The 26460-nt window shown below is 52.4% G+C and carries 46 protein-coding genes and 1 pseudogene; 7 read left to right on the top strand and 40 right to left on the bottom strand.

Annotated features, from left to right (window positions below):
• Nucleotides 1-355: 355 nt before the first annotated feature.
• Complete coding sequence (locus KHQ24_RS24270; RefSeq protein ID WP_023319228.1) at nt 356-910, top strand: gamma carbonic anhydrase family protein; 555 nt, start codon at nt 356-358, stop codon at nt 908-910.
• Here KHQ24_RS24270 and KHQ24_RS24265 read toward each other — a convergent pair.
• Genes KHQ24_RS24265 through dprA form a run of 6 tightly spaced genes read right to left on the bottom strand, consistent with a single transcriptional unit; the run spans nt 886 to nt 4677 of the window.
• Nucleotides 886-1143: a DUF1488 domain-containing protein gene (locus KHQ24_RS24265; protein WP_004206807.1), complete on the bottom strand. Its 258-nt coding sequence runs from the start codon at nt 1141-1143 to the stop codon at nt 886-888. The two genes, KHQ24_RS24270 and KHQ24_RS24265, sit on opposite strands and share 25 nt — an antisense overlap.
• Nucleotides 1140-1958, bottom strand: coding sequence for a shikimate dehydrogenase (gene aroE / locus KHQ24_RS24260; RefSeq protein WP_049093771.1), 819 nt, complete (start codon nt 1956-1958; stop codon nt 1140-1142). The genes KHQ24_RS24265 and aroE overlap by 4 nt, the downstream gene beginning before the upstream one ends.
• Nucleotides 1959-1961: 3 nt before the next feature.
• Entirely contained in the window at nt 1962-2534 is a 573-nt protein-coding gene (tsaC, locus tag KHQ24_RS24255) for an L-threonylcarbamoyladenylate synthase type 1 TsaC (protein WP_004206805.1), read from the bottom strand.
• 4 nt (nt 2535-2538) lie between these two features.
• Nucleotides 2539-3081, bottom strand: a complete 543-nt coding sequence (locus KHQ24_RS24250; RefSeq protein WP_153669885.1) for a type I DNA topoisomerase — start codon at nt 3079-3081, stop codon at nt 2539-2541.
• 26 nt (nt 3082-3107) lie between these two features.
• The gene (smg, locus tag KHQ24_RS24245; RefSeq protein ID WP_002919137.1) at nt 3108-3581 is read right to left on the bottom strand and encodes a DUF494 family protein Smg; all 474 of its coding nucleotides are present in this window, start codon (nt 3579-3581) and stop codon (nt 3108-3110) included.
• Entirely contained in the window at nt 3553-4677 is a 1125-nt protein-coding gene (dprA, locus tag KHQ24_RS24240) for a DNA-protecting protein DprA (protein WP_032456674.1), read from the bottom strand. The genes smg and dprA overlap by 29 nt, the downstream gene beginning before the upstream one ends.
• A gap of 128 nt (nt 4678-4805) precedes the next feature.
• On the opposite strand from dprA, the gene def reads away from it, so the two are divergent.
• From def to mscL, 5 genes are all read left to right on the top strand, one after another.
• Nucleotides 4806-5315, top strand: a complete 510-nt coding sequence (gene def / locus KHQ24_RS24235) for a peptide deformylase (RefSeq protein ID WP_004206802.1) — start codon at nt 4806-4808, stop codon at nt 5313-5315.
• 14 nt (nt 5316-5329) lie between these two features.
• A complete protein-coding gene (gene fmt / locus KHQ24_RS24230; RefSeq protein WP_017900611.1) occupies nt 5330-6277 on the top strand; it encodes a methionyl-tRNA formyltransferase in 948 nt (315 codons plus the stop codon).
• Between the two features lie 52 nt (nt 6278-6329).
• A complete protein-coding gene (gene rsmB / locus KHQ24_RS24225; RefSeq protein WP_094334208.1) occupies nt 6330-7625 on the top strand; it encodes a 16S rRNA (cytosine(967)-C(5))-methyltransferase RsmB in 1296 nt (431 codons plus the stop codon).
• A 13-nt stretch (nt 7626-7638) separates the two neighbouring features.
• On the top strand, nt 7639-9015 hold the full coding sequence (gene trkA, locus KHQ24_RS24220) for a Trk system potassium transporter TrkA (RefSeq protein ID WP_002919153.1): 1377 nt from the start codon (nt 7639-7641) through the stop codon (nt 9013-9015).
• A gap of 139 nt (nt 9016-9154) precedes the next feature.
• On the top strand, nt 9155-9568 hold the full coding sequence (gene mscL / locus KHQ24_RS24215; RefSeq protein WP_004206799.1) for a large-conductance mechanosensitive channel protein MscL: 414 nt from the start codon (nt 9155-9157) through the stop codon (nt 9566-9568).
• On the opposite strand, the gene KHQ24_RS24210 is transcribed toward mscL, so the two are convergent.
• From KHQ24_RS24210 to rpsJ, 31 genes are all read right to left on the bottom strand, one after another.
• A complete protein-coding gene (locus KHQ24_RS24210; protein ID WP_072060957.1) occupies nt 9504-9782 on the bottom strand; it encodes an alternative ribosome-rescue factor A in 279 nt (92 codons plus the stop codon). The two genes, mscL and KHQ24_RS24210, sit on opposite strands and share 65 nt — an antisense overlap.
• Before the next feature lie 57 nt (nt 9783-9839).
• Nucleotides 9840-10265, bottom strand: a complete 426-nt coding sequence (zntR, locus tag KHQ24_RS24205) for a Zn(2+)-responsive transcriptional regulator (protein ID WP_004206796.1) — start codon at nt 10263-10265, stop codon at nt 9840-9842.
• 2 nt (nt 10266-10267) lie between these two features.
• Entirely contained in the window at nt 10268-10636 is a 369-nt protein-coding gene (locus KHQ24_RS24200; protein WP_043523054.1) for a DUF1992 domain-containing protein, read from the bottom strand.
• Nucleotides 10637-10744: 108 nt separating this feature from the next.
• The gene (gene rplQ, locus KHQ24_RS24195; RefSeq protein ID WP_002919206.1) at nt 10745-11131 is read right to left on the bottom strand and encodes a 50S ribosomal protein L17; all 387 of its coding nucleotides are present in this window, start codon (nt 11129-11131) and stop codon (nt 10745-10747) included.
• 40 nt (nt 11132-11171) lie between these two features.
• The gene (locus KHQ24_RS24190; protein ID WP_002919219.1) at nt 11172-12161 is read right to left on the bottom strand and encodes a DNA-directed RNA polymerase subunit alpha; all 990 of its coding nucleotides are present in this window, start codon (nt 12159-12161) and stop codon (nt 11172-11174) included.
• Between the two features lie 25 nt (nt 12162-12186).
• Nucleotides 12187-12807, bottom strand: coding sequence for a 30S ribosomal protein S4 (gene rpsD, locus KHQ24_RS24185; protein WP_002919224.1), 621 nt, complete (start codon nt 12805-12807; stop codon nt 12187-12189).
• 33 nt (nt 12808-12840) lie between these two features.
• Nucleotides 12841-13230 (bottom strand): 30S ribosomal protein S11, encoded by a 390-nt coding sequence (rpsK, locus tag KHQ24_RS24180; RefSeq protein WP_002919257.1) that lies wholly within the window; start codon nt 13228-13230, stop codon nt 12841-12843.
• Between the two features lie 16 nt (nt 13231-13246).
• Entirely contained in the window at nt 13247-13603 is a 357-nt protein-coding gene (gene rpsM, locus KHQ24_RS24175) for a 30S ribosomal protein S13 (RefSeq protein ID WP_002919259.1), read from the bottom strand.
• Between the two features lie 146 nt (nt 13604-13749).
• Nucleotides 13750-13866 carry a 50S ribosomal protein L36 gene (gene rpmJ, locus KHQ24_RS24170; RefSeq protein ID WP_000868187.1) on the bottom strand — a complete coding sequence of 39 codons (117 nt, stop codon included), beginning with the start codon at nt 13864-13866 and terminating at the stop codon, nt 13750-13752.
• A 33-nt stretch (nt 13867-13899) separates the two neighbouring features.
• Complete coding sequence (gene secY / locus KHQ24_RS24165) at nt 13900-15231, bottom strand: preprotein translocase subunit SecY (RefSeq protein WP_002919515.1); 1332 nt, start codon at nt 15229-15231, stop codon at nt 13900-13902.
• Nucleotides 15232-15238: 7 nt separating this feature from the next.
• Nucleotides 15239-15673, bottom strand: coding sequence for a 50S ribosomal protein L15 (gene rplO / locus KHQ24_RS24160; protein WP_002919516.1), 435 nt, complete (start codon nt 15671-15673; stop codon nt 15239-15241).
• A 3-nt stretch (nt 15674-15676) separates the two neighbouring features.
• On the bottom strand, nt 15677-15856 hold the full coding sequence (rpmD, locus tag KHQ24_RS24155) for a 50S ribosomal protein L30 (RefSeq protein ID WP_001140434.1): 180 nt from the start codon (nt 15854-15856) through the stop codon (nt 15677-15679).
• 3 nt (nt 15857-15859) lie between these two features.
• The gene (gene rpsE / locus KHQ24_RS24150; RefSeq protein WP_002919545.1) at nt 15860-16363 is read right to left on the bottom strand and encodes a 30S ribosomal protein S5; all 504 of its coding nucleotides are present in this window, start codon (nt 16361-16363) and stop codon (nt 15860-15862) included.
• Nucleotides 16364-16377: 14 nt separating this feature from the next.
• Nucleotides 16378-16731, bottom strand: a complete 354-nt coding sequence (rplR, locus tag KHQ24_RS24145) for a 50S ribosomal protein L18 (protein ID WP_000358960.1) — start codon at nt 16729-16731, stop codon at nt 16378-16380.
• A 9-nt stretch (nt 16732-16740) separates the two neighbouring features.
• On the bottom strand, nt 16741-17274 hold the full coding sequence (gene rplF / locus KHQ24_RS24140; protein WP_002919662.1) for a 50S ribosomal protein L6: 534 nt from the start codon (nt 17272-17274) through the stop codon (nt 16741-16743).
• A 12-nt stretch (nt 17275-17286) separates the two neighbouring features.
• Entirely contained in the window at nt 17287-17679 is a 393-nt protein-coding gene (gene rpsH / locus KHQ24_RS24135) for a 30S ribosomal protein S8 (protein WP_002919665.1), read from the bottom strand.
• Nucleotides 17680-17712: 33 nt separating this feature from the next.
• On the bottom strand, nt 17713-18018 hold the full coding sequence (gene rpsN, locus KHQ24_RS24130; protein ID WP_002919667.1) for a 30S ribosomal protein S14: 306 nt from the start codon (nt 18016-18018) through the stop codon (nt 17713-17715).
• 14 nt (nt 18019-18032) lie between these two features.
• Complete coding sequence (gene rplE / locus KHQ24_RS24125) at nt 18033-18572, bottom strand: 50S ribosomal protein L5 (protein WP_001096200.1); 540 nt, start codon at nt 18570-18572, stop codon at nt 18033-18035.
• Between the two features lie 14 nt (nt 18573-18586).
• On the bottom strand, nt 18587-18901 hold the full coding sequence (gene rplX / locus KHQ24_RS24120; RefSeq protein WP_000729185.1) for a 50S ribosomal protein L24: 315 nt from the start codon (nt 18899-18901) through the stop codon (nt 18587-18589).
• A 10-nt stretch (nt 18902-18911) separates the two neighbouring features.
• Complete coding sequence (gene rplN / locus KHQ24_RS24115; protein ID WP_002919748.1) at nt 18912-19283, bottom strand: 50S ribosomal protein L14; 372 nt, start codon at nt 19281-19283, stop codon at nt 18912-18914.
• A gap of 165 nt (nt 19284-19448) precedes the next feature.
• On the bottom strand, nt 19449-19703 hold the full coding sequence (rpsQ, locus tag KHQ24_RS24110) for a 30S ribosomal protein S17 (protein WP_002919751.1): 255 nt from the start codon (nt 19701-19703) through the stop codon (nt 19449-19451).
• Nucleotides 19703-19894 (bottom strand): 50S ribosomal protein L29, encoded by a 192-nt coding sequence (rpmC, locus tag KHQ24_RS24105; protein WP_002919754.1) that lies wholly within the window; start codon nt 19892-19894, stop codon nt 19703-19705. Before rpmC ends, rpsQ begins: the two co-directional genes overlap by 1 nt.
• Nucleotides 19894-20304 (bottom strand): 50S ribosomal protein L16, encoded by a 411-nt coding sequence (gene rplP, locus KHQ24_RS24100; protein ID WP_002919759.1) that lies wholly within the window; start codon nt 20302-20304, stop codon nt 19894-19896. The genes rpmC and rplP overlap by 1 nt, the downstream gene beginning before the upstream one ends.
• A 12-nt stretch (nt 20305-20316) precedes the next feature.
• On the bottom strand, nt 20317-21015 hold the full coding sequence (gene rpsC, locus KHQ24_RS24095; protein WP_002919766.1) for a 30S ribosomal protein S3: 699 nt from the start codon (nt 21013-21015) through the stop codon (nt 20317-20319).
• A gap of 17 nt (nt 21016-21032) precedes the next feature.
• Complete coding sequence (rplV, locus tag KHQ24_RS24090; protein WP_002919773.1) at nt 21033-21365, bottom strand: 50S ribosomal protein L22; 333 nt, start codon at nt 21363-21365, stop codon at nt 21033-21035.
• A 14-nt stretch (nt 21366-21379) separates the two neighbouring features.
• The gene (gene rpsS, locus KHQ24_RS24085; RefSeq protein WP_001138115.1) at nt 21380-21658 is read right to left on the bottom strand and encodes a 30S ribosomal protein S19; all 279 of its coding nucleotides are present in this window, start codon (nt 21656-21658) and stop codon (nt 21380-21382) included.
• Nucleotides 21659-21674: 16 nt separating this feature from the next.
• Nucleotides 21675-22496: a 50S ribosomal protein L2 gene (rplB, locus tag KHQ24_RS24080; RefSeq protein ID WP_002919786.1), complete on the bottom strand. Its 822-nt coding sequence runs from the start codon at nt 22494-22496 to the stop codon at nt 21675-21677.
• A gap of 17 nt (nt 22497-22513) precedes the next feature.
• Complete coding sequence (gene rplW, locus KHQ24_RS24075; protein WP_000617546.1) at nt 22514-22816, bottom strand: 50S ribosomal protein L23; 303 nt, start codon at nt 22814-22816, stop codon at nt 22514-22516.
• Complete coding sequence (gene rplD / locus KHQ24_RS24070) at nt 22813-23418, bottom strand: 50S ribosomal protein L4 (protein WP_002919794.1); 606 nt, start codon at nt 23416-23418, stop codon at nt 22813-22815. The genes rplW and rplD overlap by 4 nt, the downstream gene beginning before the upstream one ends.
• Nucleotides 23419-23428: 10 nt before the next feature.
• Nucleotides 23429-24058 carry a 50S ribosomal protein L3 gene (gene rplC / locus KHQ24_RS24065; protein ID WP_002919796.1) on the bottom strand — a complete coding sequence of 210 codons (630 nt, stop codon included), beginning with the start codon at nt 24056-24058 and terminating at the stop codon, nt 23429-23431.
• A 32-nt stretch (nt 24059-24090) separates the two neighbouring features.
• Nucleotides 24091-24402, bottom strand: a complete 312-nt coding sequence (gene rpsJ / locus KHQ24_RS24060) for a 30S ribosomal protein S10 (RefSeq protein ID WP_001181005.1) — start codon at nt 24400-24402, stop codon at nt 24091-24093.
• 383 nt (nt 24403-24785) lie between these two features.
• Here rpsJ and KHQ24_RS24055 point away from each other — a divergent pair, with 383 nt between their 5' ends.
• Complete coding sequence (locus KHQ24_RS24055; RefSeq protein ID WP_048295653.1) at nt 24786-25271, top strand: prepilin peptidase; 486 nt, start codon at nt 24786-24788, stop codon at nt 25269-25271.
• Here the strand turns inward: KHQ24_RS24055 and bfr are convergent.
• The 3 genes and pseudogenes from bfr to tuf form a co-directional block, all read right to left on the bottom strand.
• On the bottom strand, nt 25255-25731 hold the full coding sequence (bfr, locus tag KHQ24_RS24050; RefSeq protein WP_004206792.1) for a bacterioferritin: 477 nt from the start codon (nt 25729-25731) through the stop codon (nt 25255-25257). The two genes, KHQ24_RS24055 and bfr, sit on opposite strands and share 17 nt — an antisense overlap.
• A gap of 73 nt (nt 25732-25804) precedes the next feature.
• A complete protein-coding gene (gene bfd, locus KHQ24_RS24045; protein ID WP_017900608.1) occupies nt 25805-25999 on the bottom strand; it encodes a bacterioferritin-associated ferredoxin in 195 nt (64 codons plus the stop codon).
• Between the two features lie 180 nt (nt 26000-26179).
• A pseudogene (gene tuf / locus KHQ24_RS24040) lies at nt 26180-26460 on the bottom strand (elongation factor Tu); the annotation flags it as partial.

The following is a 26460-nucleotide window of genomic DNA, read 5'->3' as shown; positions in this document are numbered from 1 at the left end:
AGATTGTCTGATAAATTGTTAAAGAGCAATTGCGACGCGCTTTAGCGCTCTGTCGCGAGGTGGCGTATATTACGCTTTCCTCTTTCAGAGTCAACCCGTTTTTCAGGATTTTTCTCTTCAACCGAACCGGCTGTTTGTGTGAAGTGATTCACATCTGCCGTGTCAGTGGGTGCGCATTATAGGGATCCCATTTTTTTGCACAAGCCTTTTTTCGATCTTTTTTTCTGAATGGTGATTTTTCACCCTTTTCGCCGTGTAATTGCACGATTTGCTCAATTTTCACCGTTTTCAGGGGTTGCAGAGCGAGATAAAAGCCACCAAAGTCTTCTTACGCTCCCGTATTTTTGAGGTCAACATGTCTGCTCAACTGCGCCCCTATAAAGCATTTTTCCCGCAAATCGGTCTTCGCGTCATGATTGACGCATCCAGCGTCGTCATCGGTGATGTCAGAATTGCCGATGACGTCAGCGTCTGGCCTCTGGTAGCCATTCGCGGCGACGTCAACTATGTATCGATAGGTCAACGCAGCAATATTCAGGACGGCAGCGTTCTACACGTGACCCATAAATCCTCTTACAAGCCTGAGGGAAATCCACTGATCATTGGAGAGGATGTGACGGTTGGCCACAAAGTGATGCTGCACGGCTGCACTATCGGCAACCGCGTACTGGTTGGTATGGGTTCGATCTTATTAGATGGTGTCGTCGTTGGCGATGACGTCATGATTGGCGCGGGAAGTCTGGTACCACAGAACAAACAGCTGGAAAGCGGCTTCCTTTACTTTGGCAATCCGGTCAAACAGATCCGCCCCCTGACAGAGGCGGAGCGGGAAGGCCTTAAGTATTCAGCAAATAACTATGTGAAATGGAAAGATGAATATCTGGATCAGGAGAGCCAGACCCAACCCTGAGCATCCTCCTGATTATCGCGGATCAATGCCTCTGCCTCTTCCTCAAGATCCCAACGATGTTTCTGGAATGCGGCCAGCCACTGCGCTGGCCCCTCTGCGCCAAAACGCTGCTGCAGGATCTGCCCTGAAATTGCGCAGGTTAATTGCATCCCATTAACCAGCGCGGGAAACACCACGCCCTGCCGTTCGGCATCCCATGATTCCCGATCGGGAAACTGAATCGCCTGATTCATGCATTCAGTTCCTGTTGCAGCCTTTCTATAACCGGGGTGATAGCCGGCAGGACGCCGTGCCATAGCAGAACGGCATGGGCGGCTTGCGCCACCAGCATTCCCAGCCCGTCAGCACAGTGGGTTGCGCCATGCTGCTGGCACCAGTGAAGAAACGGTGTCGGCCCTTTCTGGTAGAACATGTCATAGCAATACACGTCAGCGTTGACAACAGATGCCGGGATAGCCGGTACATCACCGTCTATTCCACTGGACGTCGCATTGATGATCAGATCGAATGTTTCCCCGGATAAGGTATCCATCTCCCTTGCGCTGACGCTGCCGGTATGAGCGAAGAGCGTGGCTAACTCATGGGCACGAGCGTAGGTGCGATTGACGATCGTGACGGCACATCCCAGCGACAGCAGCGGCAGCAGCACCCCACGCGATGCGCCACCGGCACCGATAAGCAGGATCCGCTGGCGTGGCTTAATGAATCCCAGACGCTCCAGATCGCTCAGCAGACCAATACCGTCCGTGTTGTCGCCCAGCAAACGCCCGTCTTCGAGACGTTTCAGGGTATTCACCGCTCCCGCCAGCGCAGCGCGTTCTGTCAGTTCATCCGCGCGCGCAAAAGCTTCTTCTTTAAAAGGAACAGTAACATTGGCGCCCTTTCCTCCCTGCGCAAAAAACTGATTGAGAGAAGAGACAAAATCGTCCAGCGGCGCTAGCACACGTCCATAAGGATGGATAATCCCTAACTGGCAGGCAAACAGCTGGTGAATAGAAGGCGACTTGCTGTGCGCGATCGGATTACCAAAAACAGCATAGGTTTCCATGGTTCACCCCTGGCGGAACAGTTCACCCGTCAGGGCATCACGTATTTCAGATGGATTTTGCCGTCCGCCCGTAGCGCCATCCACGACCGGGAAGCTGTCACCAAACTGAGCACGGACTTCTGCGGTGGTGCGGCAAGGCGGTTGCCCGGTGAGATTGGCGCTCGTCGAGACCAGCGGTTTTCCGTAGGCTTCGCACAATTCAATCACCAGCGGATGGTTGGTCACGCGTACAGCCAGCGAATCAAAACGACCAGTCAGCCAGCGTGGTGTTTCAGGACGCGCCGGGAATACAAACGTCACCGGTCCTGGCCAGCAGGAAAAGATCGCTGCCCGCTGCGAATCACTTAACCGTGAATCATCAATATATGGCTTGAGTTGCTCAAAGCTAGCGGCGATAAGGATCAATCCCTTCTCAACAGGACGCTGCTTCAGCTCCAGCAGACGCATAACGGCCGTTTCGCTGTCAGGGTCGCAGCCGACGCCAAAAACGGCTTCCGTGGGATAGGCGATGACATGTTCATTATTCAGGACCGCCACGGCATGGGCGACGGCTTCTGAGGGCAGGTTATTGTTCACTGATTTATTCCGCCGGGATCGGCTTTCCACATTGTTTACTGGCACAGAAGCGTCTGAGCCCCTGCGCCGTCTTCTTTTCTATTAACAGCGGGTAATGGCATTCAGGGCATTCGCCCGCCACCGGTTTAAAATTGATAACGAACTGGCAATCAGGATAGCGATCGCAGGAGTGAAAGGTTTTACCGAAACGGGAACGACGCTGGACCAGATGGCCTTGTCCGCACTGCGGGCAAGCAATAGCCGTCTCATCTGGTTTATCAATTAGCTCAGTATGTTCGCATTCCGGATAGTGGCTACAGCCAATGAACATCCCAAAACGCCCCTGACGTAGCACCATAACCGCGCCGCACGATGGGCATGCTTGCCCCTCCAGCACCTTAACGACATGCCCGTCAGCCTGACTTTTCAGGGGACGGATATAGTCACAGTCCGGATAATGCGAACAGCCGAGAAACGGGCCATGTTTCCCGGAACGGATCACCAGTTCAGCCCCGCACTGTGGGCAGGGCTCATTTTTACGCACCGAAAACAGTGCTGATTTGGTCATAACAACTCGATGTTGCTGCAAAAAGATTAATGCAGCATACCTTCATTTACTTCGAAGAGTAATTCTTCCATTTGCTGATAGGCGTTTTCACAGCCCGGAATATTGAACAGTACCATCAGGATGACCCATTTCAGGTCCTCCAGCTCAAATTCTGCCGTATCCAGCGCCAGTACGCGCTCTATCACCATTTCTCGCGTTTCGAGGTTCAACACCTGAATCTGCTCGAGGAAGAGTAAAAACCCCCGGCAACTGGCGTCCAGACGCTGGCACTCCTCTTCGGTATATACCCGAAGCGACAGCGGGTCGGAAGCGAGCTGCATGGGTTCAACGAGACCTTCCTGATAATCAGCCAGTTTCTCGAGCCACATTAACGCGTTATAGATATCTTCCCGCTCAAAACCTGCGTCGGTAAGATCCCGCGTCAGTTTGTCCTGATCCACACGCATTTCTGCTTCGCTATGGATGTAAGTTTCAAACAAATACATGAGTACGTCGAACATGGCTTGCCCTCCTTAATCGGACATAGCCGCCGGGTACAGCTGCGATCCAGCCTGCTAACTCCAGTTCAAGTAGCTGAGCTACGGTTACTGGCACAGATTGGCCGGCACGTTCAGCGACAACGTCAACAGGTGTTACCTCATCTCCTACGTTAGCCAGGAGCTCCGGAAATGGCAATGCTACAGACGGCTGATCGGCGCAATTATTTATCGAATCAGACGTATCAGTTAGCCAGGCCAGTTCGTTGTGCCAGTATTCCACAATATCCTCTGGCGAGGTCACCGGCACCGCGCCTTGCTTAATTAACCAGTGTGGGCCTTCCGATCCCGGATTGCCTATCGGCCCTGGCAGGGCAAACACATCCCTTCCCTGTTCCAGAGCGCAGCGGACGGTAACCAGCGATCCGCTTCTCAATGCCGCCTCAACCACCAGCACGCCCAGGCTCAGGCCGCTGATAATCCGGTTGCGCCTGGGGAAATGCGCGGGAAGCGGCGGCGTTATAAGTGGAAATTCAGACACCAGCGCACCGCCATTATCGACGATCTGCTGGGCGAGGCTCGCATGGCGCCGCGGATAAACCTGGCCCAGTCCGTTGCCCAGTACCGCGATGGTTTTGCCCTCGGCCGCGAGCGCGCCGCGATGCGCGACGCCATCAATGCCTAACGCCAACCCACTGGTGATAGTCATCCCTTTACGCGCCAACGTTTCGCTGAACAGCTTCCCCCAGCGAGCGCCATACCAGGAATGCAAGCGACTGCCAATAACGGCAAGCTGCGCGCTGTGAAGCAGAGCGGGATCGCCGCTGACCAGCAACGCGCCGGGGTAATCAGCGATAGCCTTTAACCGCAATGGATAGCGCGGATCGTCACCCCGTAACAGATGATGATCCGGTTGTTCCAGCCAGCGCCGCGTCTCGTCAAGCTCATGCTCGTCAAGCCGGAAAAATAACGTTGCCTGCGCCGCGGTCATCCCGACGGCATGCAGCGCTTCATGATCAACGCTGGCGGCTGCGCATAAGCGCTGAGCGATCTCTACCATCCTGTCGCCATACAAGCTACTGACCTTCATCAGCCGCAGCCAAATCTCGTCGGGCGTCATCCTTACCCCCTGCCATAAGCGGTATTGACAATCTTTGCGATTGGACAGTGAGACTGTCAATTGCAGGGTGTTTTGTCTAGAATAGAGCTAATAATCTTATCAACTCCTGAATACGACTCTGGAACTTTATGGCAGTTTTGCAAGTGTTACATATTCCGGACGAGCGCCTTCGCAAAGTCGCCGAGCCGGTCAAAGAAGTGAATGCGGAAATTCAGCGTATCGTCGATGATATGTTCGACACCATGTACGCTGAGGAGGGCATTGGTCTGGCCGCGACCCAGGTCGATATCCATCAGCGCATTATCGTTATTGATGTGTCGGAAAATCGTGAAGAGCAGCTGGTGTTAATCAACCCGGAGCTGCTGGAAAAAGATGGCGAAACCGGCATTGAAGAAGGCTGCCTGTCTATTCCGGAACAGCGCGCCCTGGTGCCGCGTGCGGAAAAAGTGAAGATCCGCGCGCTGGATCGCGACGGTAAGCCATTTGAACTGGAGGCCGATGGCCTGCTGGCTATCTGTATTCAGCATGAGATGGATCATCTGGTCGGCAAACTGTTTATTGATTATCTGTCACCGCTCAAACAACAGCGCATTCGTCAGAAGGTTGAGAAACTGGATCGTTTACGTTCCCGTGCCTGATAACAAGGAATACCGTGTCACAATCACTACGTATCATTTTCGCCGGCACCCCCGATTTTGCAGCGCGTCATCTTGACGCGCTGTTGTCGTCTGAACATCAGGTTGTTGGCGTATTCACTCAGCCAGACCGCCCTGCTGGCCGCGGCAAAAAATTGATGCCGAGCCCGGTAAAGGTGCTGGCTGAAGCCCATAACTTACCTGTATTCCAGCCATCCTCCCTGCGTCCGCAGGACAACCAACAATTAGTCGCCGATCTCGGCGCCGATATTATGGTGGTGGTGGCGTACGGTTTGATTCTGCCGAAAGCGGTGCTGGAGATGCCCCGTCTGGGCTGCATCAACGTTCACGGCTCCCTGCTGCCGCGCTGGCGTGGCGCAGCGCCGATCCAGCGTTCGCTGTGGGCGGGGGATAGCGAAACAGGCGTAACCATCATGCAGATGGACGTCGGCCTTGATACGGGTGATATGCTGTATAAGCTTTCCTGCCCCATTACCGCAGAGGATACCAGCGGCAGCCTGTACGATAAGCTGGCCGAGCTCGGCCCTCAAGGTCTGCTGGCAACTTTAGCCCAGCTGGCCAACGGCACCGCGCAGCCTGAAGTACAGGATGAATCGTTGGTGTGCCACGCCGAGAAGCTGAGTAAAGAAGAAGCTCGCATCGACTGGTCGCTTTCCGCCGCACAGCTGGAGCGCTGCATCCGCGCCTTTAATCCGTGGCCAATGAGCTGGCTGGAAATTGACGGGCAGCCGCTAAAAGTGTGGCGGGCATCGGTCATTGCCGAAGCCGCACATGCCGAACCAGGTACTATCGTGGCAGCAACCAAACAGGGTATCCAGGTCGCCACAGGCGATGGGATCCTCAGCCTGGAATCGCTACAGCCTGCGGGTAAAAAAGCGATGAGCGCCCAGGATTTACTCAATTCCCGCCGGGAGTGGTTTACGCCTGGCACCCGTCTCGCCTGACGGTCGTCTCTTCTGAAGCCCGGGTTCGCCGGGCATTTTTATTTTTGCGCTTATGAAAAAGAATATAAATTTACGCAGCCTGGCCGCCCAGGCTATCGAGCAAGTCGTTGAAAAAGGTCAGTCTTTAAGCAACGTCCTGCCCCCTCTACAGCAAAAAGTCAGCGATAAAGACAAAGCGCTGCTGCAGGAGCTGTGTTTTGGCGTACTGCGTACGCTCAGCCAGCTGGAGTGGCTTATCAGCAAGCTGATGGCGCGTCCGATGACCGGCAAACAGCGCACCGTGCACTTTCTGATTATGGTTGGGCTCTATCAGTTACTCTACACCCGCATCCCTCCACACGCCGCGCTGGCTGAAACGGTAGAAGGCGCGGTGGCGATTAAGCGCCCGCAGCTTAAAGGGCTGATCAATGGGGTGTTACGCCAGTTTCAGCGCCAACAGGAAGAGCTACTGGTAGAATTCGCCGGGCAGGAAAACCGCTACCTTCATCCCAAATGGCTGCTGAAGCGTCTGCAGCAGGCCTGGCCGCAACACTGGCAGGAGATTGTCGACGCTAACAACCAGCGCCCGCCGATGTGGCTGCGCGTTAACCGCAACCATCATTCCCGAGATGAATGGCTTGCTCTGCTTAAAGAGGCCGGTTTAGAAGGTTTCACCCACCCTGACTATCCCGACGCCGTGCGTCTGGCCACCCCTGCCCCGGTCCATACGTTGCCGGGTTTTGCCGAAGGATGGGTAACCGTTCAGGATGCCTCGGCCCAGGGCTGCATGCGCTATCTGCAGCCGGAAAACGGCGAGCGCATTCTTGATCTCTGCGCTGCGCCGGGCGGCAAGACGACGCATATTCTGGAGGTCGCTCCCCAGGCTGAGGTCATGGCGGTGGACATTGATGAACAGCGTCTTTCCCGCGTCTATGACAACCTGAAACGGCTGGGCATGAAAGCCGAAGTCAAACAGGGCGATGGTCGCTTCCCTGAGCAGTGGTGTGGCAGCGAGCAGTTCGATCGTATTCTGCTGGATGCCCCCTGTTCCGCCACCGGTGTTATTCGCCGCCATCCGGATATCAAATGGCTGCGCCGGGATCGGGATATCGCCGATTTAGCCCAGCTACAGGCCGAGATCCTCAATGCCATCTGGGGGCATCTGAAACCAGGCGGCACGTTGGTTTACGCTACCTGTTCTATTCTGCCGGAAGAGAATAGCCAGCAAATTGCCGCCTTCCTCGCGCGGACCCCGGATGCGGAGCTTGACGCAACCGGTACGCCGGCAAGCCCGGGACAGCAAAATCTGCCGGGTGCGGAAGAAGGCGATGGCTTCTTTTACGCTAAGCTAATCAAACGTCGCAACTAATGGATCACTGCAGATGAAGATTATTATTCTGGGCGCCGGCCAGGTCGGCGGCACGCTGGCGGAGAACCTCGTCGGCGAGAACAATGATATTACGCTGGTTGATACCAATGGCGACCGTCTGCGCAGCCTGCAGGATAAGTTCGACCTGCGTGTCGTCCAGGGGCACGGTTCTCACCCCCGCGTACTGCGCGAGGCAGGAGCCGATGATGCCGATATGCTGGTGGCGGTCACCAGTTCGGATGAAACCAACATGGTGGCCTGCCAGGTCGCCTATTCGTTATTCAATACGCCAAACCGTATTGCTCGTATTCGTGCGCCTGATTACGTCCGCGATGCGGAAAAGCTCTTCAATTCTGAAGCAGTGCCCATCGATCACTTAATCGCTCCGGAACAGCTGGTCATCGACAATATTCACCGTCTGATAGAATATCCCGGCGCGCTGCAGGTCGTGAACTTCGCGGAAGGGAAAGTCAGCCTCGCCGTGGTGAAAGCCTATTACGGTGGTCCGCTGGTGGGTAATGCATTGTCCACCATGCGTGAGCATATGCCGCATATCGATACGCGCGTGGCCGCTATTTTCCGCCACGATCGCCCCATTCGCCCACAGGGTTCGACGATTGTCGAGGCCGGCGATGAAGTCTTCTTTATTGCCGCCTCGCAGCATATTAGGGCGGTCATGAGCGAACTCCAGCGTCTGGAGAAGCCTTATAAACGCATCATGTTGGTCGGCGGCGGGAATATTGGCGCGGGCCTGGCCCATAAGCTGGAAAAAGACTACAGCGTTAAGCTTATTGAGCGCAATCAGCAGCGAGCCGCTGAGCTGGCAGAAAAACTGCAGCATACTATCGTCTTCTACGGTGATGCATCGGATCAGGAGCTGCTGGCCGAAGAGCATATTGACCAGGTGGACCTGTTTATTGCCGTCACTAACGATGACGAAGCAAACATCATGTCTGCGATGCTGGCCAAGCGAATGGGGGCTAAAAAAGTGATGGTGCTGATCCAGCGTAGAGCCTATGTGGATCTGGTTCAGGGTAGCGTCATCGATATCGCGATATCGCCTCAGCAGGCCACGATTTCCGCCCTACTCAGCCATGTTCGTAAAGCCGATATTGTCGGCGTCTCCTCCCTGCGCCGCGGCGTTGCGGAAGCGATCGAAGCAGTGGCACACGGCGATGAGAGCACCTCGCGGGTGGTCGGGCGATCGATCGATGAGATCAAGCTTCCGCCAGGCACGATCATTGGCGCCGTCGTGCGCGGGAATGACGTGATGATCGCCAATAATAATCTGCGGATCGAGCAGGGCGATCATGTGATCATGTTTTTGACTGATAAAAAGTTTATTTCCGATGTAGAAAGGCTGTTCCAGCCAAGTCCTTTCTTCCTCTAATTCCCAGGGCGTCGAACAGGCGCCTTTTATTATCCCTTATTATTCAAAGGTTAATATTTTCCTGTAACGCTCTACGGGGAATGGCAAATGAAAATACATTTGTTAAACTTACAACGTCAGCTGGCTCAAGGAGAATAAAATGAGTTTTTTAAAAGAGTTTCGCGAATTCGCGATGCGCGGGAACGTTGTCGATTTGGCAGTGGGTGTGATCATCGGCGCAGCATTCGGTAAAATTGTTTCGTCGCTGGTCGCGGATATTATTATGCCGCCGCTCGGCCTGTTGATTGGCGGGATCGATTTTAAACAGTTTGCCGTCACGCTGCGCGATGCCCAGGGTGATGTACCGGCAGTGGTGATGCACTATGGGGTGTTTATTCAGAACGTTTTCGATTTCATCATTGTCGCATTTGCCATTTTCATGGCGATTAAACTGATGAATAAGTTAAATCGCAAGAAAGAAGAGGCTCCGGCGGCACCGCCAGCGCCCTCTAAAGAAGAAGTACTGCTGAGCGAAATTCGCGATCTGCTGAAAGAACAAAACAAGCGTTCTTAATCAGCAGCGAAAGCAGAAGGCCAGTGGTAAAAAAGCGATTCGCTTGCTTGCCACTGGCCTCCCGGTCCATCCTTGCTGCATGTTTATCTTTACGTTGATAGCTTCCCTTCCCTTTCTTGTTCTTCTCTACACGCTGCCTGAATAATGGATCGTGGAGAAGTGCCTCAATGGCGTTATCTTTAATTTGCCCTTTGGTATGCTGATAGCGACTCATAGTAACTCCAGTACATGTGTGAATTCCGCGCGAGTGTAGATCCGCGCGCACAAAAAATCAACGGCTGGCATTGCCGTTACTGGCGCCTTGCTCAAGGGCCTCGAGGATCGAACAGTAAACGCTGCTGTGAGCTGTGCCGCAGCAGGCGTCGTTGAGCCGTTGCAGAGAGCGACGCATCGTTTGTAGCTCGTTGATCCTCGCCTCAACTTCGCTTAATCGCGCCTGAACGATCCCTTTCGACTCCTGACAGGTGTGATGTTCCGGATCGATACGGATCGACAATAATTCGCGGATCGCTTCCAGAGTAAAGCCCAGCTGACGGGCATAGCGAATAAAGCGCAGACGCTGAAGATCGTTATCCGAGTAAAGACGAAATCCCCCCTCAGTGCGCACGTCATGATCCATCATTTGCTGTTTTTCATAATAACGGATGGTATCTGGCGTCACATCAGCCAGTTTTGCCAGCTCACCAATACGATACATATTCACTCCTGATTGATTTTATGCAGCAACGCATCGGCGTACTCACCGCGTAAAAAGTCGGTGTTCAGTCCTGCCTGACGCAGCTTAAGCTCGAGCAGAGCAAGGCGCTTGCTGAGTTCGCCATGCCGCGGGTCGTCCTGACGCACACCCTTAAGCAAGTCTGCCAGAGCCACCGCCTCTCTGCGCTGCTCCAGCTCCGGGGGAAGACACCCTGCATTCTTCAGAAGGCGATAGCCTGCCCGCAGCTCGGCCGGTACATGCGAATCGTCATCGAGAGTTAGCGGCTCGCCGCTACCGGGTAAATTATCGAACTCGCCTTTGGTTTGGGCATCAAGGATATGGCGTTCTGCCCACTGATCCAGTAACCACATTCTACGGCTCCGAGGGATGAACAAAAAGAGTACAGATATTGTAGTGAAGTGGGGATGAGGTAGATATAAAAAAACCCGCCGGGGCGGGTTTTTTTACGTTACTACAGATTACTCTGCAGCAGCTTCTGCTTTCGGCTCAGCACGATCAACCAGCTCGATGTATGCCATCGGCGCGTTGTCGCCTGCACGGAAGCCACACTTCAGAATGCGAGTGTAACCACCGGCGCGGCTCGCGAAACGCGGGCCCAGCTCGTTAAACAGTTTTGCCACGATCTCGTTGTCACGAGTGCGGGCGAATGCCAGACGACGATTAGCAACGCTATCAGTCTTGGCAAGAGTAATCAGCGGCTCAACTACGCGACGCAGTTCTTTCGCTTTCGGCAGGGTCGTCTTGATGATTTCATGACGAACCAGCGAACCTGCCATGTTACGGAACATAGCCTGGCGATGGCTGCTGTTGCGGTTCAGTTGACGACCACTCTTACGATGGCGCATGACCTTATCCTTCTCAGTAAAACCTTAACCTGTGATCCGGTTACTCGTCAGCAATGCTTGCTGGTGGCCAGTTTTCCAGGCGCATGCCCAGAGACAGTCCACGGGAAGCCAGCACGTCTTTAATCTCAGTAAGAGATTTTTTACCCAGGTTCGGCGTTTTCAGCAACTCAACCTCGGTACGCTGTACCAGATCACCGATATAGTGGATAGCTTCTGCCTTGAGGCAGTTAGCAGAGCGGACAGTCAATTCCAGATCGTCAACAGGGCGCAGCAGGATCGGATCGAATTCTGGTTTCTCTTCTTTCACTTCTGGCTGACGTACATCACGTAAGTCAACAAAAGCTTCCAGTTGTTCAGCCAGGATGGTTGCCGCACGACGAATCGCCTCTTCAGGATCGATTGTGCCGTTGGTTTCCATTTCGATGACCAGCTTGTCCAGGTCGGTACGCTGTTCTACACGCGCAGCTTCAACATTGTAGGCAATACGCTCTACAGGGCTGTAGCAGGCGTCGACCAGCAGACGGCCGATTGGGCGCTCATCTTCTTCCGAATGAATTCGGGCAGAAGCCGGCACATAACCGCGACCGCGCTGAACTTTGATACGCATGCTGATAGCAGCGTTCTCATCAGTCAGGTGGCAAATCACGTGCTGCGGCTTGACGATTTCGACATCACCGTCGTGGGTAATGTCGGCTGCGGTCACAGGGCCAATGCCAGATTTATTCAAAGTAAGGATGACTTCATCTTTACCCTGAACTCTCACCGCCAGCCCTTTCAGGTTGAGCAGGATTTCAAGGATGTCTTCCTGAACGCCTTCTTTGGTGCTGTACTCGTGCAGTACACCATCAATCTCAACCTCGGTCACCGCGCAACCCGGCATCGATGAGAGCAGAATACGGCGCAGTGCGTTACCCAGAGTATGGCCGAAGCCACGCTCTAAAGGCTCAAGGGTCACCTTGGCGTGCGTCGAACTCACTTGCTCGATATCGACCAGGCGCGGTTTTAGAAACTCTGTCACAGAACCCTGCATTGTGTCCTCTCTTTGGTACTAAGCTTTACTTGGAGTAAAGCTCGACGATCAGGTGTTCGTTAATGTCCGCAGACAGATCAGAACGCTCCGGCTGACGCTTGAACGTACCTTCCATCTTGCCAGCATCAACTTCCAGCCAGGTTGGCTTTTCACGCTGCTCAGCCAGCTCCAGAGCGGCTTTCACGCGAGATTGCTTTTTCGCTTTCTCACGAATGCTGACAACGTCATTCGCTTTAACCTGATAAGAAGCGATGTTAACAACACGACCGTTTACCATAATCGCTTTGTGGCTAACCAGCTGGCGTGCTTCAGCACGAGTGGCGCCGAAGCCCATACGGTATACAACGTTGTCCAGACGACCTTCCAGCAGAGCCAACAGGTTTTCACCGGTGTTGCCTTTCAGACGTGCTGCTTCTTTATAGTAGTTACGGAACTGACGCTCCAGCACACCGTACATACGGCGAACTTTTTGCTTTTCACGCAACTGCACACCATAGTCAGACAGACGCGGCTTACGCGCACCGTGCTGGCCAGGAGCTTGTTCAATTTTACACTTGGTATCGATCGCGCGAACGCCAGACTTAAGGAATAAGTCGGTGCCCTCACGACGGCTCAGCTTGAGCTTAGGACCCAAATATCTTGCCATTTTCTTTCTCCAACTAACCTGGAAAACGCAGCGTTATACGCGACGTTTTTTCGGCGGACGACAACCGTTATGAGGGATCGGAGTCACATCAGTAATATTAGTGATGCGGAAACCAGCGGCGTTCAGTGCACGAATGGTAGATTCGCGACCCGGACCCGGACCTTTGACCATAACTTCCAGATTCTTGATGCCGTATTCTTTTACGGCTTCTGCGCAACGCTCTGCTGCAACCTGAGCTGCGAACGGAGTGGATTTGCGAGAACCACGGAAACCGGAACCACCGGCTGTTGCCCAACCCAGTGCGTTACCCTGACGATCAGTAATGGTAACGATGGTGTTGTTAAAAGAAGCATGGATATGAGCCACGCCGTCAGAGACTTGTTTTCTTACACGCTTACGTGCACGAATTGGTGCCTTTGCCATTATTCAATCACCCCGATTATTTCTTGATCGGTTTACGCGGACCCTTACGGGTACGTGCGTTGGTCTTGGTACGCTGACCGCGAACCGGGAGACCACGACGATGACGCAAACCACGGTAGCAACCAAGGTCCATCAGACGCTTGATGCTCAGGGTGATTTCACGGCGCAGATCACCTTCAACGACAAATTTACCTACTGCTTCACGCAGAATATCAATTTGTTCTTCAGACAGCTCACTGATCTTAACATTTTCAGCGATGCCCGTTTCAGCGCAGATGGCTTTAGAACGGGTTTTGCCGATACCGAAAATAGCGGTTAAAGCGATTACGGTATGTTTGTGATCAGGAATGTTAATGCCTGCTATACGGGCCACTATGCACTCCTACTATTTAATATGTACGCACCATGCTGAAAAGCCCGTTTTCAGGATACTCAAATGGAAACGTACAGACATACAAAAGATTGGCTGGCTAATCTAGCCAGCTCAATCCAACTTTGCAAGAAAAATATGCGAAAAAATCAGCCTTGGCGCTGTTTATGCTTCGGCTCGGCACTGCAAATCACACGGATGACGCCATCACGCTTAACGATTTTGCAGTTACGGCATAATTTCTTGACGGAAGCACGAACTTTCATTTTTACTCTCCGTAACTTCTCGGGCGACCAGTTTTAGCGGCCGTAGCCTTTCAGGTTCGCCTTCTTCAATGCAGACTCATACTGACTGGACATCATCAGAGTTTGCACTTGAGCCATAAAGTCCATAATCACGACAACAACGATAAGCAGCGAGGTCCCACCGAAGTAGAACGGCACTTTCATCGCGTCACGCATGAACTCCGGGATCAGGCAGATAAAAGTAATGTACAACGCACCAACCAGAGTCAGGCGAGTCATCACTTTATCGATATACTTCGCCGTTTGCTCTCCCGGACGAATTCCTGGTACAAATGCACCGGACTTCTTCAGGTTATCTGCTGTTTCACGCGGGTTGAAAACCAACGCCGTGTAGAAGAAACAGAAGAAGATGATTGCAGACGCATAGAGTAACACATAAAGCGGTTGCCCAGGCTGCAAATACAGCGAAATTGTTGTCAGCCAGTTCCAACCAGTACCACCCCCGAACCATGACGTGATGGTTGCCGGGAACAGTATAATACTGGAAGCGAAGATTGCCGGGATTACCCCCGCCATATTCACTTTCAGCGGTAAATGTGTGCTCTGTGCAGCATAGACACGACGACCCTGTTGACGTTTCGCGTAGTTTACCACAATGCGGCGTTGACCACGTTCAACGAATACAACAAAGAAGGTCACTGCAAATACTAATACTGCAACCAACAGCAACAGGAGGAAGTGCAGGTCGCCTTGACGCGCTTGCTCGATAGTATGGGCGATGGCCGGCGGGAGTCCCGCAACGATACCGGCGAAGATAATGATCGAGATACCGTTACCGATACCGCGTTCAGTTATCTGCTCGCCGAGCCACATCAGGAACATAGTCCCTGTGACCAGACTGACAACAGCGGTGAAATAGAATGCAAAGCCTGGATTAATCACCAGGCCCTGCATACCAGGCATATTCGGCAGACCGGTAGCAATACCGATCGACTGGAATATCGCCAGCACCAGAGTACCGTAGCGGGTGTACTGGCTGATCTTACGACGACCAGACTCCCCTTCTTTCTTCAGTTCTGCCAGCGGTTGATAAACCACCGTCAGCAGCTGCACGATGATAGATGCCGAAATGTACGGCATAATCCCCAGTGCAAAGATAGAAGCACGGCTGAGAGCACCACCAGAGAACATGTTGAACATTTCAATGATGGTGCCTCGCTGTTGCTCAAGCAGTTTGGCAAGTACAGCGGCATCAATACCAGGGATCGGAATAAAAGAGCCAATACGGAACACTATCAGCGCACCGACCACAAACAGAAGTCTGCGTTTCAGTTCGCCAAGGCCACCTTTGGCACTTTGAAAATCTAATCCCGGTTGTTTAGCCATCTGCTACTTATTCCTCAATTTTACCGCCAGCAGCTTCGATAGCAGCACGAGCACCTTTAGTCACACGCAGGCCACGAACAGTTACCGGACGAGTTACCTCACCAGACAGGATCACTTTCGCGAACTCGATCTGGACACCGATAATGTTAGCCGCTTTCAGCGCGTTCAGGTCTACTACATCGCCTTCTACGTGAGCCAGATCGGAGAGACGGATCTCTGCGGTGATCATCGCTTTACGAGAAGTGAAGCCGAATTTCGGCAGACGACGGTACAGAGGCATCTGACCACCCTCGAAACCGCGACGTACGCCACCGCCAGAACGAGATTTCTGACCTTTGTGACCACGACCACCGGTTTTACCGAGGCCAGAACCGATACCACGACCCAGGCGTTTACCCGCCTTTTTGGAGCCTTCGGCCGGAGACAGAGTATTTAAACGCATCTCTTACTCCTCAACTTTAACCATGAAGGAAACCGCGTTGACCATACCACGAACAGCAGGAGTATCCTCGCGCTCTACGGTGTGACCAATACGACGCAGACCCAGGCCAAGCAGCGTTGCCTTGTGTTTCGGCAGACGACCGATTGCACTGCGGGTTTGAGTAATTTTAATAGTCTTTGCCATGGTTTATTTCCCCAGAATTTCTTCAACGGATTTACCACGCTTGGCAGCGACCATATCCGGGGACTTCATGTTTTCCAGACCGTCGATAGTTGCACGAACCACGTTAATCGGGTTGGTGGAACCATACGCTTTAGCCAGAACGTTACGAACCCCAGCGACTTCCAGAACGGCGCGCATTGCACCACCGGCGATGATACCGGTACCTTCGGAAGCCGGCTGCATGAATACACGAGAACCCGTGTGAGTACCCTTAACCGGGTGCTGCAGGGTGCCGTGGTTCAGCGCGACGTTAATCATATTGCGACGGGCTTTTTCCATCGCTTTCTGGATCGCTGCTGGAACTTCACGCGCTTTACCGTAACCAAAACCAACGCGACCGTTACCATCGCCTACTACAGTCAGAGCTGTGAAGGAGAAAATACGACCACCTTTAACGGTTTTAGATACGCGGTTTACCGCGATCAGCTTTTCCTGCAGTTCGCCAGCTTGTTTTTCGATGTGAGCCATCTTACACCTCTACCTTAGAACTGAAGGCCAGCTTCACGGGCAGCATCTGCCAGTGCCTGGACACGACCATGATATTGGAACCCGGAACGGTCAAAGGAAACATCTTTGATGCCTTTTTCCAGAGCGCGTTCAGCGACAGCTTTACCCACAGCTGCAGCAGCGTCTTTGTTACCGGTGTACTTCAGTTGTTCAGCGATAGCTTTTTCTACAGTAGAAGCAGCTACCAGAACTTCAGAACCATTCGGTGCAATTACCTGTGCGTAAATGTGACGCGGGGTACGATGTACCACCAGGCGAGTTGCGCCCAGCTCCTGGAGCTTGCGGCGTGCGCGGGTCGCACGACGGATACGAGCAGATTTCTTATCCATAGTGTTACCTTACTTCTTCTTAGCCTCTTTGGTACGCACGACTTCGTCGGCGTAACGAACACCCTTGCCTTTGTAAGGCTCAGGACGACGGTAGGCGCGCAGATCTGCTGCAACCTGGCCGATCACCTGCTTATCAGCGCCTTTCAGCACGATTTCAGTCTGAGTCGGACATTCTGCAGTGATACCCGCAGGCAGCTGATGATCAACCGGGTGAGAGAAACCTAAAGCCAGGTTTACTACATTCCCTTTGACCGCTGCACGATAACCTACACCAACCAGCTGCAGCTTCTTAGTGAAGCCTTCGGTAACACCGATAACCATTGAGTTCAGCAGGGCACGCGCGGTACCAGCCTGAGCCCAACCGTCTGCGTAACCATCACGCGGACCGAAGGTCAGTGCATTATCTGCATGTTTAACTTCAACAGCATCGTTGAGAGTACGAGTCAGCTCGCCGTTTTTACCTTTGATCGTAATAACCTGACCGTTGATTTTTACATCAACGCCGGCAGGAACAACGACCGGTGCTTTAGCAACACGAGACATTTTTTCCTCCGATTAGGCTACGTAGCAGATAATTTCGCCACCAAGACCAGCCTGGCGCGCTGCACGATCAGTCATAACACCTTTAGAGGTAGAAACAACTGCGATACCCAGACCGGCCATAACTTTCGGCAGCTCATCTTTTTTCTTATAGATGCGCAGACCTGGGCGGCTGACACGCTGAATGCTTTCTACAACAGCTTTACCCTGGAAATACTTAAGAGTCAGTTCCAGTTCCGGCTTGGTGTCGCCTTCAACTTTAAAATCTTCGATAAAACCTTCTTCCTTCAGCACGTTGGCGATTGCCACTTTCAGCTTGGAGGAAGGCATGGTGACCGCAGCTTTGTTCGCGGCCTGACCGTTACGGATACGGGTCAGCATATCCGCGATCGGATCTTGCATGCTCATCTGTCTTTACTCCCGTGATTCAATTGGTGACAATTACCAGCTAGCCTTTTTCAGACCCGGGATTTCACCGCGCATAGCGGCTTCACGGACCTTAATACGGCTCAACCCGAACTTCCGCAGGAAACCATGCGGACGACCTGTTTGACGGCAGCGGTTACGCTGACGAGACGGGCTGGAATCACGCGGCAGAGTCTGCAGCTTGAGAACGGCATTCCAACGATCTTCGTCGGTTGCGTTCACATCAGAGATGATAGCTTTCAGTTCAGCGCGTTTAGCGAAGAATTTATCAGCTAAAGCCACGCGCTTTACTTCGCGTGCTTTCATTGATTGCTTAGCCATTAAGTAACCCTACCTTACTTGCGGAACGGGAAGTCAAAGGCAGCCAGCAGAGCACGGCCTTCTTCGTCAGATTTCGCAGTAGTGGTAATGGTAATATCCAAACCACGAACGCGGTCGACTTTATCGTAGTCGATTTCTGGGAAGATGATCTGCTCACGGACACCCATGCTGTAGTTGCCACGACCGTCGAAAGACTTAGCGGACAGGCCGCGGAAGTCACGAATACGCGGTACAGCAATAGTGATCAGGCGCTCAAAGAACTCCCACATGCGTTCGCCACGCAGAGTTACTTTACAGCCGATCGGATAGCCCTGACGGATTTTGAAGCCTGCAACTGATTTGCGTGCTTTGGTGATCAGCGGTTTTTGACCGGAGATTGCTGCCAGGTCAGCTGCTGCGTTATCCAGCAGTTTCTTGTCAGCGATCGCTTCACCAACACCCATGTTCAGGGTGATCTTCTCGACCCGAGGGACTTGCATGACAGAATTGTAGTTAAACTCAGTCATGAGTTTCTTAACTACTTCGTCTTTGTAGTAATCATGCAGTTTCGCCATCGTACTACTCCAAATTACTTGATAGTTTCGCTGTTAGACTTGAAGAAACGGACTTTTTTGCCGTCTTCGAATCTAAAGCCTACACGGTCAGCCTTGCCGGTTGCCGCATTGAAGATTGCAACGTTAGAAACCTGAATTGCAGCTTCTTTTTCAACGATGCCGCCTGGTTGGTTCAGAGCCGGAACCGGCTTCTGGTGTTTCTTAACCAGGTTGATACCTTCAACAATGACCTTGCCGGAAGACAGGACATTCTTAACTTTACCGCGCTTACCTTTATCTTTACCGGTTAACACGATAACTTCGTCATCACGACGGATTTTCGCTGCCATGATTCGCTCCTTAGAGTACTTCTGGTGCCAGAGAGATAATTTTCATGAACTTCTCGGTACGAAGTTCACGAGTTACCGGCCCAAAAATACGCGTACCGATAGGCTGCTCGCTGTTATTGTTCAGAATAACGCATGCATTACCATCGAAGCGAATGACAGAACCGTCCGGGCGACGAACACCCTTCTTGGTGCGCACCACTACCGCCTTCAGCACATCACCTTTTTTGACCTTACCACGCGGAATTGCTTCTTTGATGGTGATCTTGATGATGTCGCCTACGCCTGCGTAGCGACGGTGCGAGCCACCCAGAACCTTGATACACATTACGCGACGTGCACCGGAGTTGTCGGCGACGTTCAGCATAGTCTGTTCTTGGATCATTTTAGTGCTCCGCTAATGTCAACTACTACTGAGACCCGAAAATTAGGGTCGTTAAAAAGCCCCATATCGAGGGCGCGGCATTATAACACCACAAACCAGATATGGGTAGAAAAAATAAACGGCTCATCGCTGAGCCGTTTATCCGTATCGAGAATGCGTACTCTATTACAGAACCGCTTTCTCTACAACGCGAACCAGCGTCCAGGACTTAGTCTTGGACAGCGGACGGCATTCGCGGATTTCAACCTTGTCGCCGATACCGCATTCGTTGTTCTCGTCATGTACGTGCAGTTTGGTCGTACGTTTGATGAATTTGCCGTAAACCGGGTGTTTCACCATACGTTCGATAGCAACAACAATGGATTTCTCCATTTTGTCGCTAACTACGCGACCTTGCAGAGTACGGATTTTATCGGTCATTACGCACCCGCCTTCTGAGTCAGTAAAGTCTTAACGCGTGCAACATCACGACGCACTTGCTTCAGCAGATGAGTCTGTTGCAGCTGGCCACTTGCAGCCTGCATGCGCAGGTTGAACTGCTCACGCAGCAGGTTCAGCAGCTCAGCGTTCAGCTCTTCAACGCTTTTTTCACGCAGCTCTTTTGCTTTCATTACATCACCGTCTTAGTTACAAAGGTGGTTTTGATCGGCAGTTTCGCTGCTGCCAGGCCGAATGCTTCACGGGCCAGCTCTTCCGGTACACCGTCCATTTCATACAGGACTTTACCCGGCTGAATCAAGGCAACCCAGTACTCCACGTTACCTTTACCTTTACCCATACGAACTTCCAGCGGCTTCTCGGTGATCGGTTTGTCCGGGAATACACGGATCCAGATCTTACCTTGACGCTTAACTGCACGGGTCATAGCACGACGTGCTGCTTCGATCTGACGTGCAGTCAGACGACCACGGCCAACAGCTTTCAGACCGAAAGTGCCGAAGCTAACATCCGTACCCTGCGCCAGACCACGGTTGCGGCCTTTGTGCACTTTACGGAATTTTGTACGCTTTGGTTGTAACATCAGCGACGCTCCTTATTTACGGCCTTTACGCTGCTGCTTTTTAGGTTGAGCAGCCGGTTCCGGTTGTTCAACAGCAGCCATACCACCCAGGATCTCACCTTTGAAGATCCATACCTTAACGCCGATTACACCGTAAGTGGTGTGCGCTTCAGAGGTGTTGTAGTCGATGTCAGCACGCAGAGTGTGCAGCGGTACGCGACCTTCACGGTACCATTCGGTACGTGCGATTTCCGCGCCGCCCAGACGGCCGCTAACTTCAACTTTGATACCTTTAGCGCCCAGACGCATTGCGTTCTGTACAGCACGCTTCATCGCACGACGGAACATAACGCGACGTTCCAGCTGAGAAGTGATGCTGTCAGCAACCAGTTTTGCGTCCAGTTCAGGTTTACGAACTTCGGCGATATTGATCTGTGCAGGTACGCCAGCGATATCCGCTACGACCTTGCGCAGTTTTTCTACGTCTTCGCCTTTCTTACCGATAACGATACCCGGGCGAGCGGTGTGAATGGTCACACGGATGCTCTTAGCCGGACGCTCGATAACGATGCGAGATACAGACGCTTTAGCCAGTTCTTTAGTCAGGAACTGACGTACTTTAAAATCGCTGTCCAGGTTGTCAGCGAATTCTTTGGTGTTCGCGAACCAGGTAGAGTTCCATGGTTTGACAATACCCAGGCGAATACCATTAGGATGTACTTTCTGACCCATTGCTAGTCTCCAGAGTCTCAGCGATCGGACACAACCACAGTGATGTGGCTGGTGCGCTTCAGGATGCGATCTGCACGACCTTTAGCACGCGGCATAATGCGCTTCATGCTCGGGCCTTCGTCTACGAAAATTTTCGCAACTTTCAGATCATCAATGTCAGCGCCATCGTTGTGTTCAGCGTTAGCAATGGCAGATTCCAGTACCTTCTTGACCAGTACAGCAGCTTTTTTGTTGGTGTAGGTCAGAATATCCAGGGCCTGCGACACTTTCTTACCGCGAATCAGGTCAGCTACAAGGCGAACCTTCTGAGCAGAAGAACGAGCATGGCGATGTTGAGCTAAAGTTTCCATCTCTTCCTCCTACCTTATTTCTTCTTCGCTTTTTTATCAGCAGCGTGGCCGCGATAAGTACGAGTCGGTGCGAATTCACCCAGTTTGTGACCGACCATTTCGTCGGAAACAAATACTGGAACGTGCTGACGACCATTATGGACAGCGATGGTCAAACCGATCATGTTAGGAAAGATCGTTGAACGACGGGACCAAGTGCGCAGGGGCTTCTTGTCTCCGCTTTCCACCGCTTTCTCTACCTTCTTCAGCAAGTGCAGGTCAATAAAAGGACCTTTCTTGAGAGAACGTGGCATGGCTTATCCTCTAAAATTATTTGCTACGGCGACGTACGATGAATTTATCAGTACGCTTGTTGCTGCGGGTCTTCTTACCTTTGGTCTGCAGGCCCCACGGGGATACCGGGTGCTTACCAAAGTTACGACCTTCACCACCACCATGTGGGTGGTCTACTGGGTTCATCGCAGTACCGCGAACGGTAGGACGAACACCACGCCAGCGTGCAGCACCTGCTTTACCCAGAACGCGCAGCATATGCTCAGCATTGCCAACTTCGCCCAGAGTAGCGCGGCAGTCTGCTTCGACTTTACGCATTTCACCAGAACGCAGACGCAGGGTGACATAAGCACCGTCGCGAGCAACGATCTGAACGTAAGTACCAGCGGAACGAGCCAGCTGACCGCCTTTACCTGGTTTCATTTCTACGTTATGAACGGTAGAACCAACCGGGATATTGCGCATCGGCAGGGTGTTGCCTGCTTTGATTGCAGCATCAACGCCAGACTGAATCTGGTCGCCAGCTTTCAGGCCTTTCGGGGCCAGGATGTAACGGCGCTCGCCGTCTTTGTACAGAACCAGCGCGATGTTCGCGGAGCGGTTCGGATCGTACTCAAGACGTTCAACAACTGCCGGGATACCATCTTTGTTGCGTTTGAAGTCAACAATACGGTAAGCCTGCTTGTGGCCACCACCGATATGACGGGTGGTGATACGGCCATTGTTGTTACGACCACCGGATTTGCTGTTTTTTTCCAGCAACGGAGCAAAAGGTTTGCCCTTGTGCAGCTCTGGGTTAACCACTTTAACGACGTGGCGACGACCCGGAGATGTCGGTTTACATTTAACAACTGCCATTGTATTACTCCTCCGACTTACTCAGCGCCGCCAACGAAGTCCAGATTCTGGCCTTCTTTCAGGGTGACGTAAGCTTTTTTCCAGTCGCTACGACGACCGATACGCTGTCCGTGACGTTTAACTTTCCCTTTAACAACCAGGGTGTTAACGACTTCGACTTCGACTTCAAACAGTTTCTGCACAGCAGCTTTGATTTCTGCTTTGGTCGCGTCTTTAGCAACTTTGAGAACGATGGTGTTTGTTTTTTCCATCGCAGTAGACGCTTTTTCAGAAACGTGCGGTGCGCGCAGCACCTTCAGCAGACGTTCTTCACGAATCATGCCAGCATCTCCTCAACTTGCTTAACAGCATCAGCAGTCATTACGACTTTGTCGAAGGCGATCAGGCTAACCGGGTCGATACCGTTCGCATCACGTACGTCAACCTTGTGCAGGTTACGTGCGGCCAGGAACAGGTTCTCGTCCAGCTCACCGGTGATGATCAGCACATCTTCCAGAGCCATGTCTTTCAGTTTCTGTGCCAGCAGCTTAGTTTTCGGCGCTTCAACAGAGAACTTCTCGACAACGATCAGACGATCCTGACGTACCAGTTCGGACAGGATGCTTTTCAGCGCGCCGCGGTACATCTTCTTGTTAACTTTTTGACTGTGGTCCTGCGGACGAGCAGCAAAGGTCACGCCACCGGAACGCCAGATCGGGCTCTTGATAGAACCAGAACGCGCACGGCCGGTACCTTTCTGGCGCCACGGTTTTTTACCGGAGCCAGTGATTTCAGCACGAGTCTTCTGAGCACGAGTGCCCTGACGCGCACCAGCTGCATAAGCAACAACAACCTGGTGAACCAGCGCTTCGTTGAAATCACGACCGAAGGTAGTTTCGGAAACAGTCAGCGCGCTCTGCGCGTCTTTCAATACTAATTCCATTGCTATCTCCTCACGCCTTCACAGCTGGTTTAACGATCAGGTCGCTACCGGTCGCACCCGGGACAGCACCTTTAACCAGCAGCAGGTTGCGCTCAGCGTCAACACGTACTACGTCCAGGCTCTGAACGGTTACACGCTCATTACCCAGCTGACCTGCCATTTTCTTGCCTTTGAACACTTTGCCCGGAGTCTGGTTCTGACCGATAGAACCCGGAACGCGGTGAGACAAGGAGTTACCGTGAGTAGCGTCCTGGGTACGGAAGTTCCAGCGCTTAACGGTACCAGCAAAACCTTTACCTTTAGAGGTACCGGTTACGTCAACTTTTTTAACGTCAGCAAACAGTTCAACGCTAATGTTCTGACCTACGGTGAATTCTTCGCCGTCAGCCAGACGGAATTCCCACAGACCACGGCCAGCTTCAACGCCAGCTTTAGCGAAGTGACCCGCTTCCGGCTTGGTTACACGGTTAGCTTTTTTAGCACCGGTGGTAACCTGGATTGCGCGGTAGCCATCGTTAGCCAGGTCTTTAACCTGAGTAACACGGTTTGCTTCAACTTCGATTACGGTTACTGGGATAGAAACGCCATCTTCAGTGAAGATGCGGGTCATGCCCACTTTTTTACCGACTAAACCAATCATTGTTTCAACCTCTCAATCGCTCGATGACCTGATTAACCCAGGCTGATCTGCACGTCTACACCGGCAGCCAGATCCAGACGCATCAGAGCATCAACGGTTTTTTCAGTTGGCTCAACGATGTCAACCAGACGCTTGTGAGTGCGAATTTCGTACTGGTCACGCGCGTCTTTGTTGACGTGCGGGGAGATCAGAACGGTAAAGCGCTCTTTGCGGGTCGGCAGCGGGATCGGACCACGGACTTGCGCACCAGTGCGCTTAGCAGTCTCGACGATTTCCGCGGTTGATTGATCGATCAGACGATGATCAAACGCTTTCAGGCGGATACGGATTCTTTGGTTCTGCATGAGACCAGAGCTCCAATTATTTTATAGACGAAATGATTACTCCTCATACCCATTACGATTGATGGGAGAGTGTAACCGTTCTTACATAGTCCCCCGATTGGGGACATTGTTTGATAACCCAACTGCGATTACCAGGGTTCATATTGAACCGGCCGTCAACTTTGACAGGCCCGCGCATTATACGCAAATTCTGGCGCTACGCAAGTGCTGTTTAGAAAATCATCACCAGGATTTGCGCGCCTTCGCGCTAGAGAATTGTACGTGCCGAAAACACGGCAAATTAACGCGGATGGCGCCATCCATTCCTGGAAAGTCCTTTTTGCACCAAACGGGGGTCAATAAGCATAGTGAGGCGATGTTCTTTGACGATTACGGGGTTAACCATGCTCGCCGCCCTCCCCTTCTTGCTGTGTTATAGCGGATTGACCTTAGCCTTATGCCACCAGGACCTGCGTCACGGCCTGCTGCCCGACCGTTACACCTGTCCCCTGCTGTGGAGTGGTTTACTTTTTTATCTCTGTCTGGCGCCGCACCACCTTCATGATGCCGTCTGGGGAGCGATAGGCGGCTATCTGTGTTTGGCTGCGCTTTACTGGCTATATCGCGGGATCCGCGGCTATGAGGGGTTGGGGTATGGGGATATCAAATATCTCGCCGCCCTAGGCGCCTGGCATGGCTGGCAATTGTTGCCGCAGCTGCTACTGGTAGCATCGCTGCTCGCTGGCACGGTGTGGGCAGTATCAGGTTTGCACGCCAGGTACGGCGGGAGCAGTAAATGGAGGGGGAACAACCCGCTGCCGTTTGGGCCATTTCTGACGGCCGCGGGTTTCTGCTGTGGGTGTCAGACGCTGGCTAGTCTGACACTTTGATCTGCGACTGCAGGTAATTTTGCAGGCCGATTTTGCCGATCAGATCGAGTTCGGTTTCCAGCCAGTCAATATGGCCTTCTTCATCCGCCAGGATCTCAATCATCATATCGCGGCTGACGTAGTCATGGACGCTGTCGGCATAGGCGATCGCCTCGCGCAGATTTTGCGCCCCTTCCAGCTCCAGTCTTAAATCGGACTGCAGCATCTCTTCTACATCTTCACCGATGCCAAGTTTGCCGAGATCCTGCAGATTAGGGATACCTTCGAGAAAAAGAATACGCTCGATGTATTTATCGGCATGCTTCATTTCGTCGATGGATTCGTGGTACTCGATATCGTTGAGGCGCATCAGGCCCCAGTTTTTGAACATTCTCGCATGGAGAAAGTACTGATTAATTGCGACCAGCTCATTTCCCAATAATTTATTGAGATAACTTATGATTTTGACATCACCTTTCATTATATAGTCCCTCCGCTTCCACTCATTGAAGCGTAGTCCGGCCTATAGGGATGTCAAAAGAGAAGCGTGGACTTCAGGCGATTTCTTTGAATTCCGGCATGGTGGTTAATTCATCTTCCATAACTTCCCGCGCCGCGCGAACACACTTACCGCATTGATTTCCAACGGGAACAAACTTACGTAATTGCTGAAAAGATTGCGGTTGAAACTGGCGGACAACCTGGCGAATTTTTTTATCGCTGATGCCATTGCACAAACAAACGTACATATAAACTCCCGTTCAATTTATGCACAAATATTAAATGAGAATAGTTATGATTACAATAGACCATTTACTCATTATCCGCCGCAGCGCACGTTATGAATCGCCAGCATAACCGCCTTTTTCGCTGAACGACGGACAGCAAAAAGGGCGCCGAAGCGCCCTTTTTTATTCAAAGCTAACGAATTAGCCCAGAACTTTAGCTACAACGCCCGCGCCAACGGTACGGCCGCCTTCACGGATTGCGAAACGCAGACCGTCGTCCATCGCGATCGGGTGGATCAGGGTAACAACCATTTTGATGTTGTCGCCCGGCATTACCATCTCTACGCCTTCCGGCAGTTCGATGGTGCCAGTCACGTCAGTTGTACGGAAGTAGAACTGCGGACGGTAGCCTTTGAAGAACGGAGTATGACGGCCGCCTTCGTCTTTGGACAGGATGTACACTTCAGATTCGAACTTGGTGT

The organism is Klebsiella sp. 54 (assembly GCF_018223875.1).
GTDB classification, from domain to species: Bacteria; Pseudomonadota; Gammaproteobacteria; order Enterobacterales; family Enterobacteriaceae; genus Klebsiella; species Klebsiella quasipneumoniae.
Note: the sequence above shows the minus strand (reverse complement) of the source record. Positions and strands in the feature narration are given on the sequence as shown.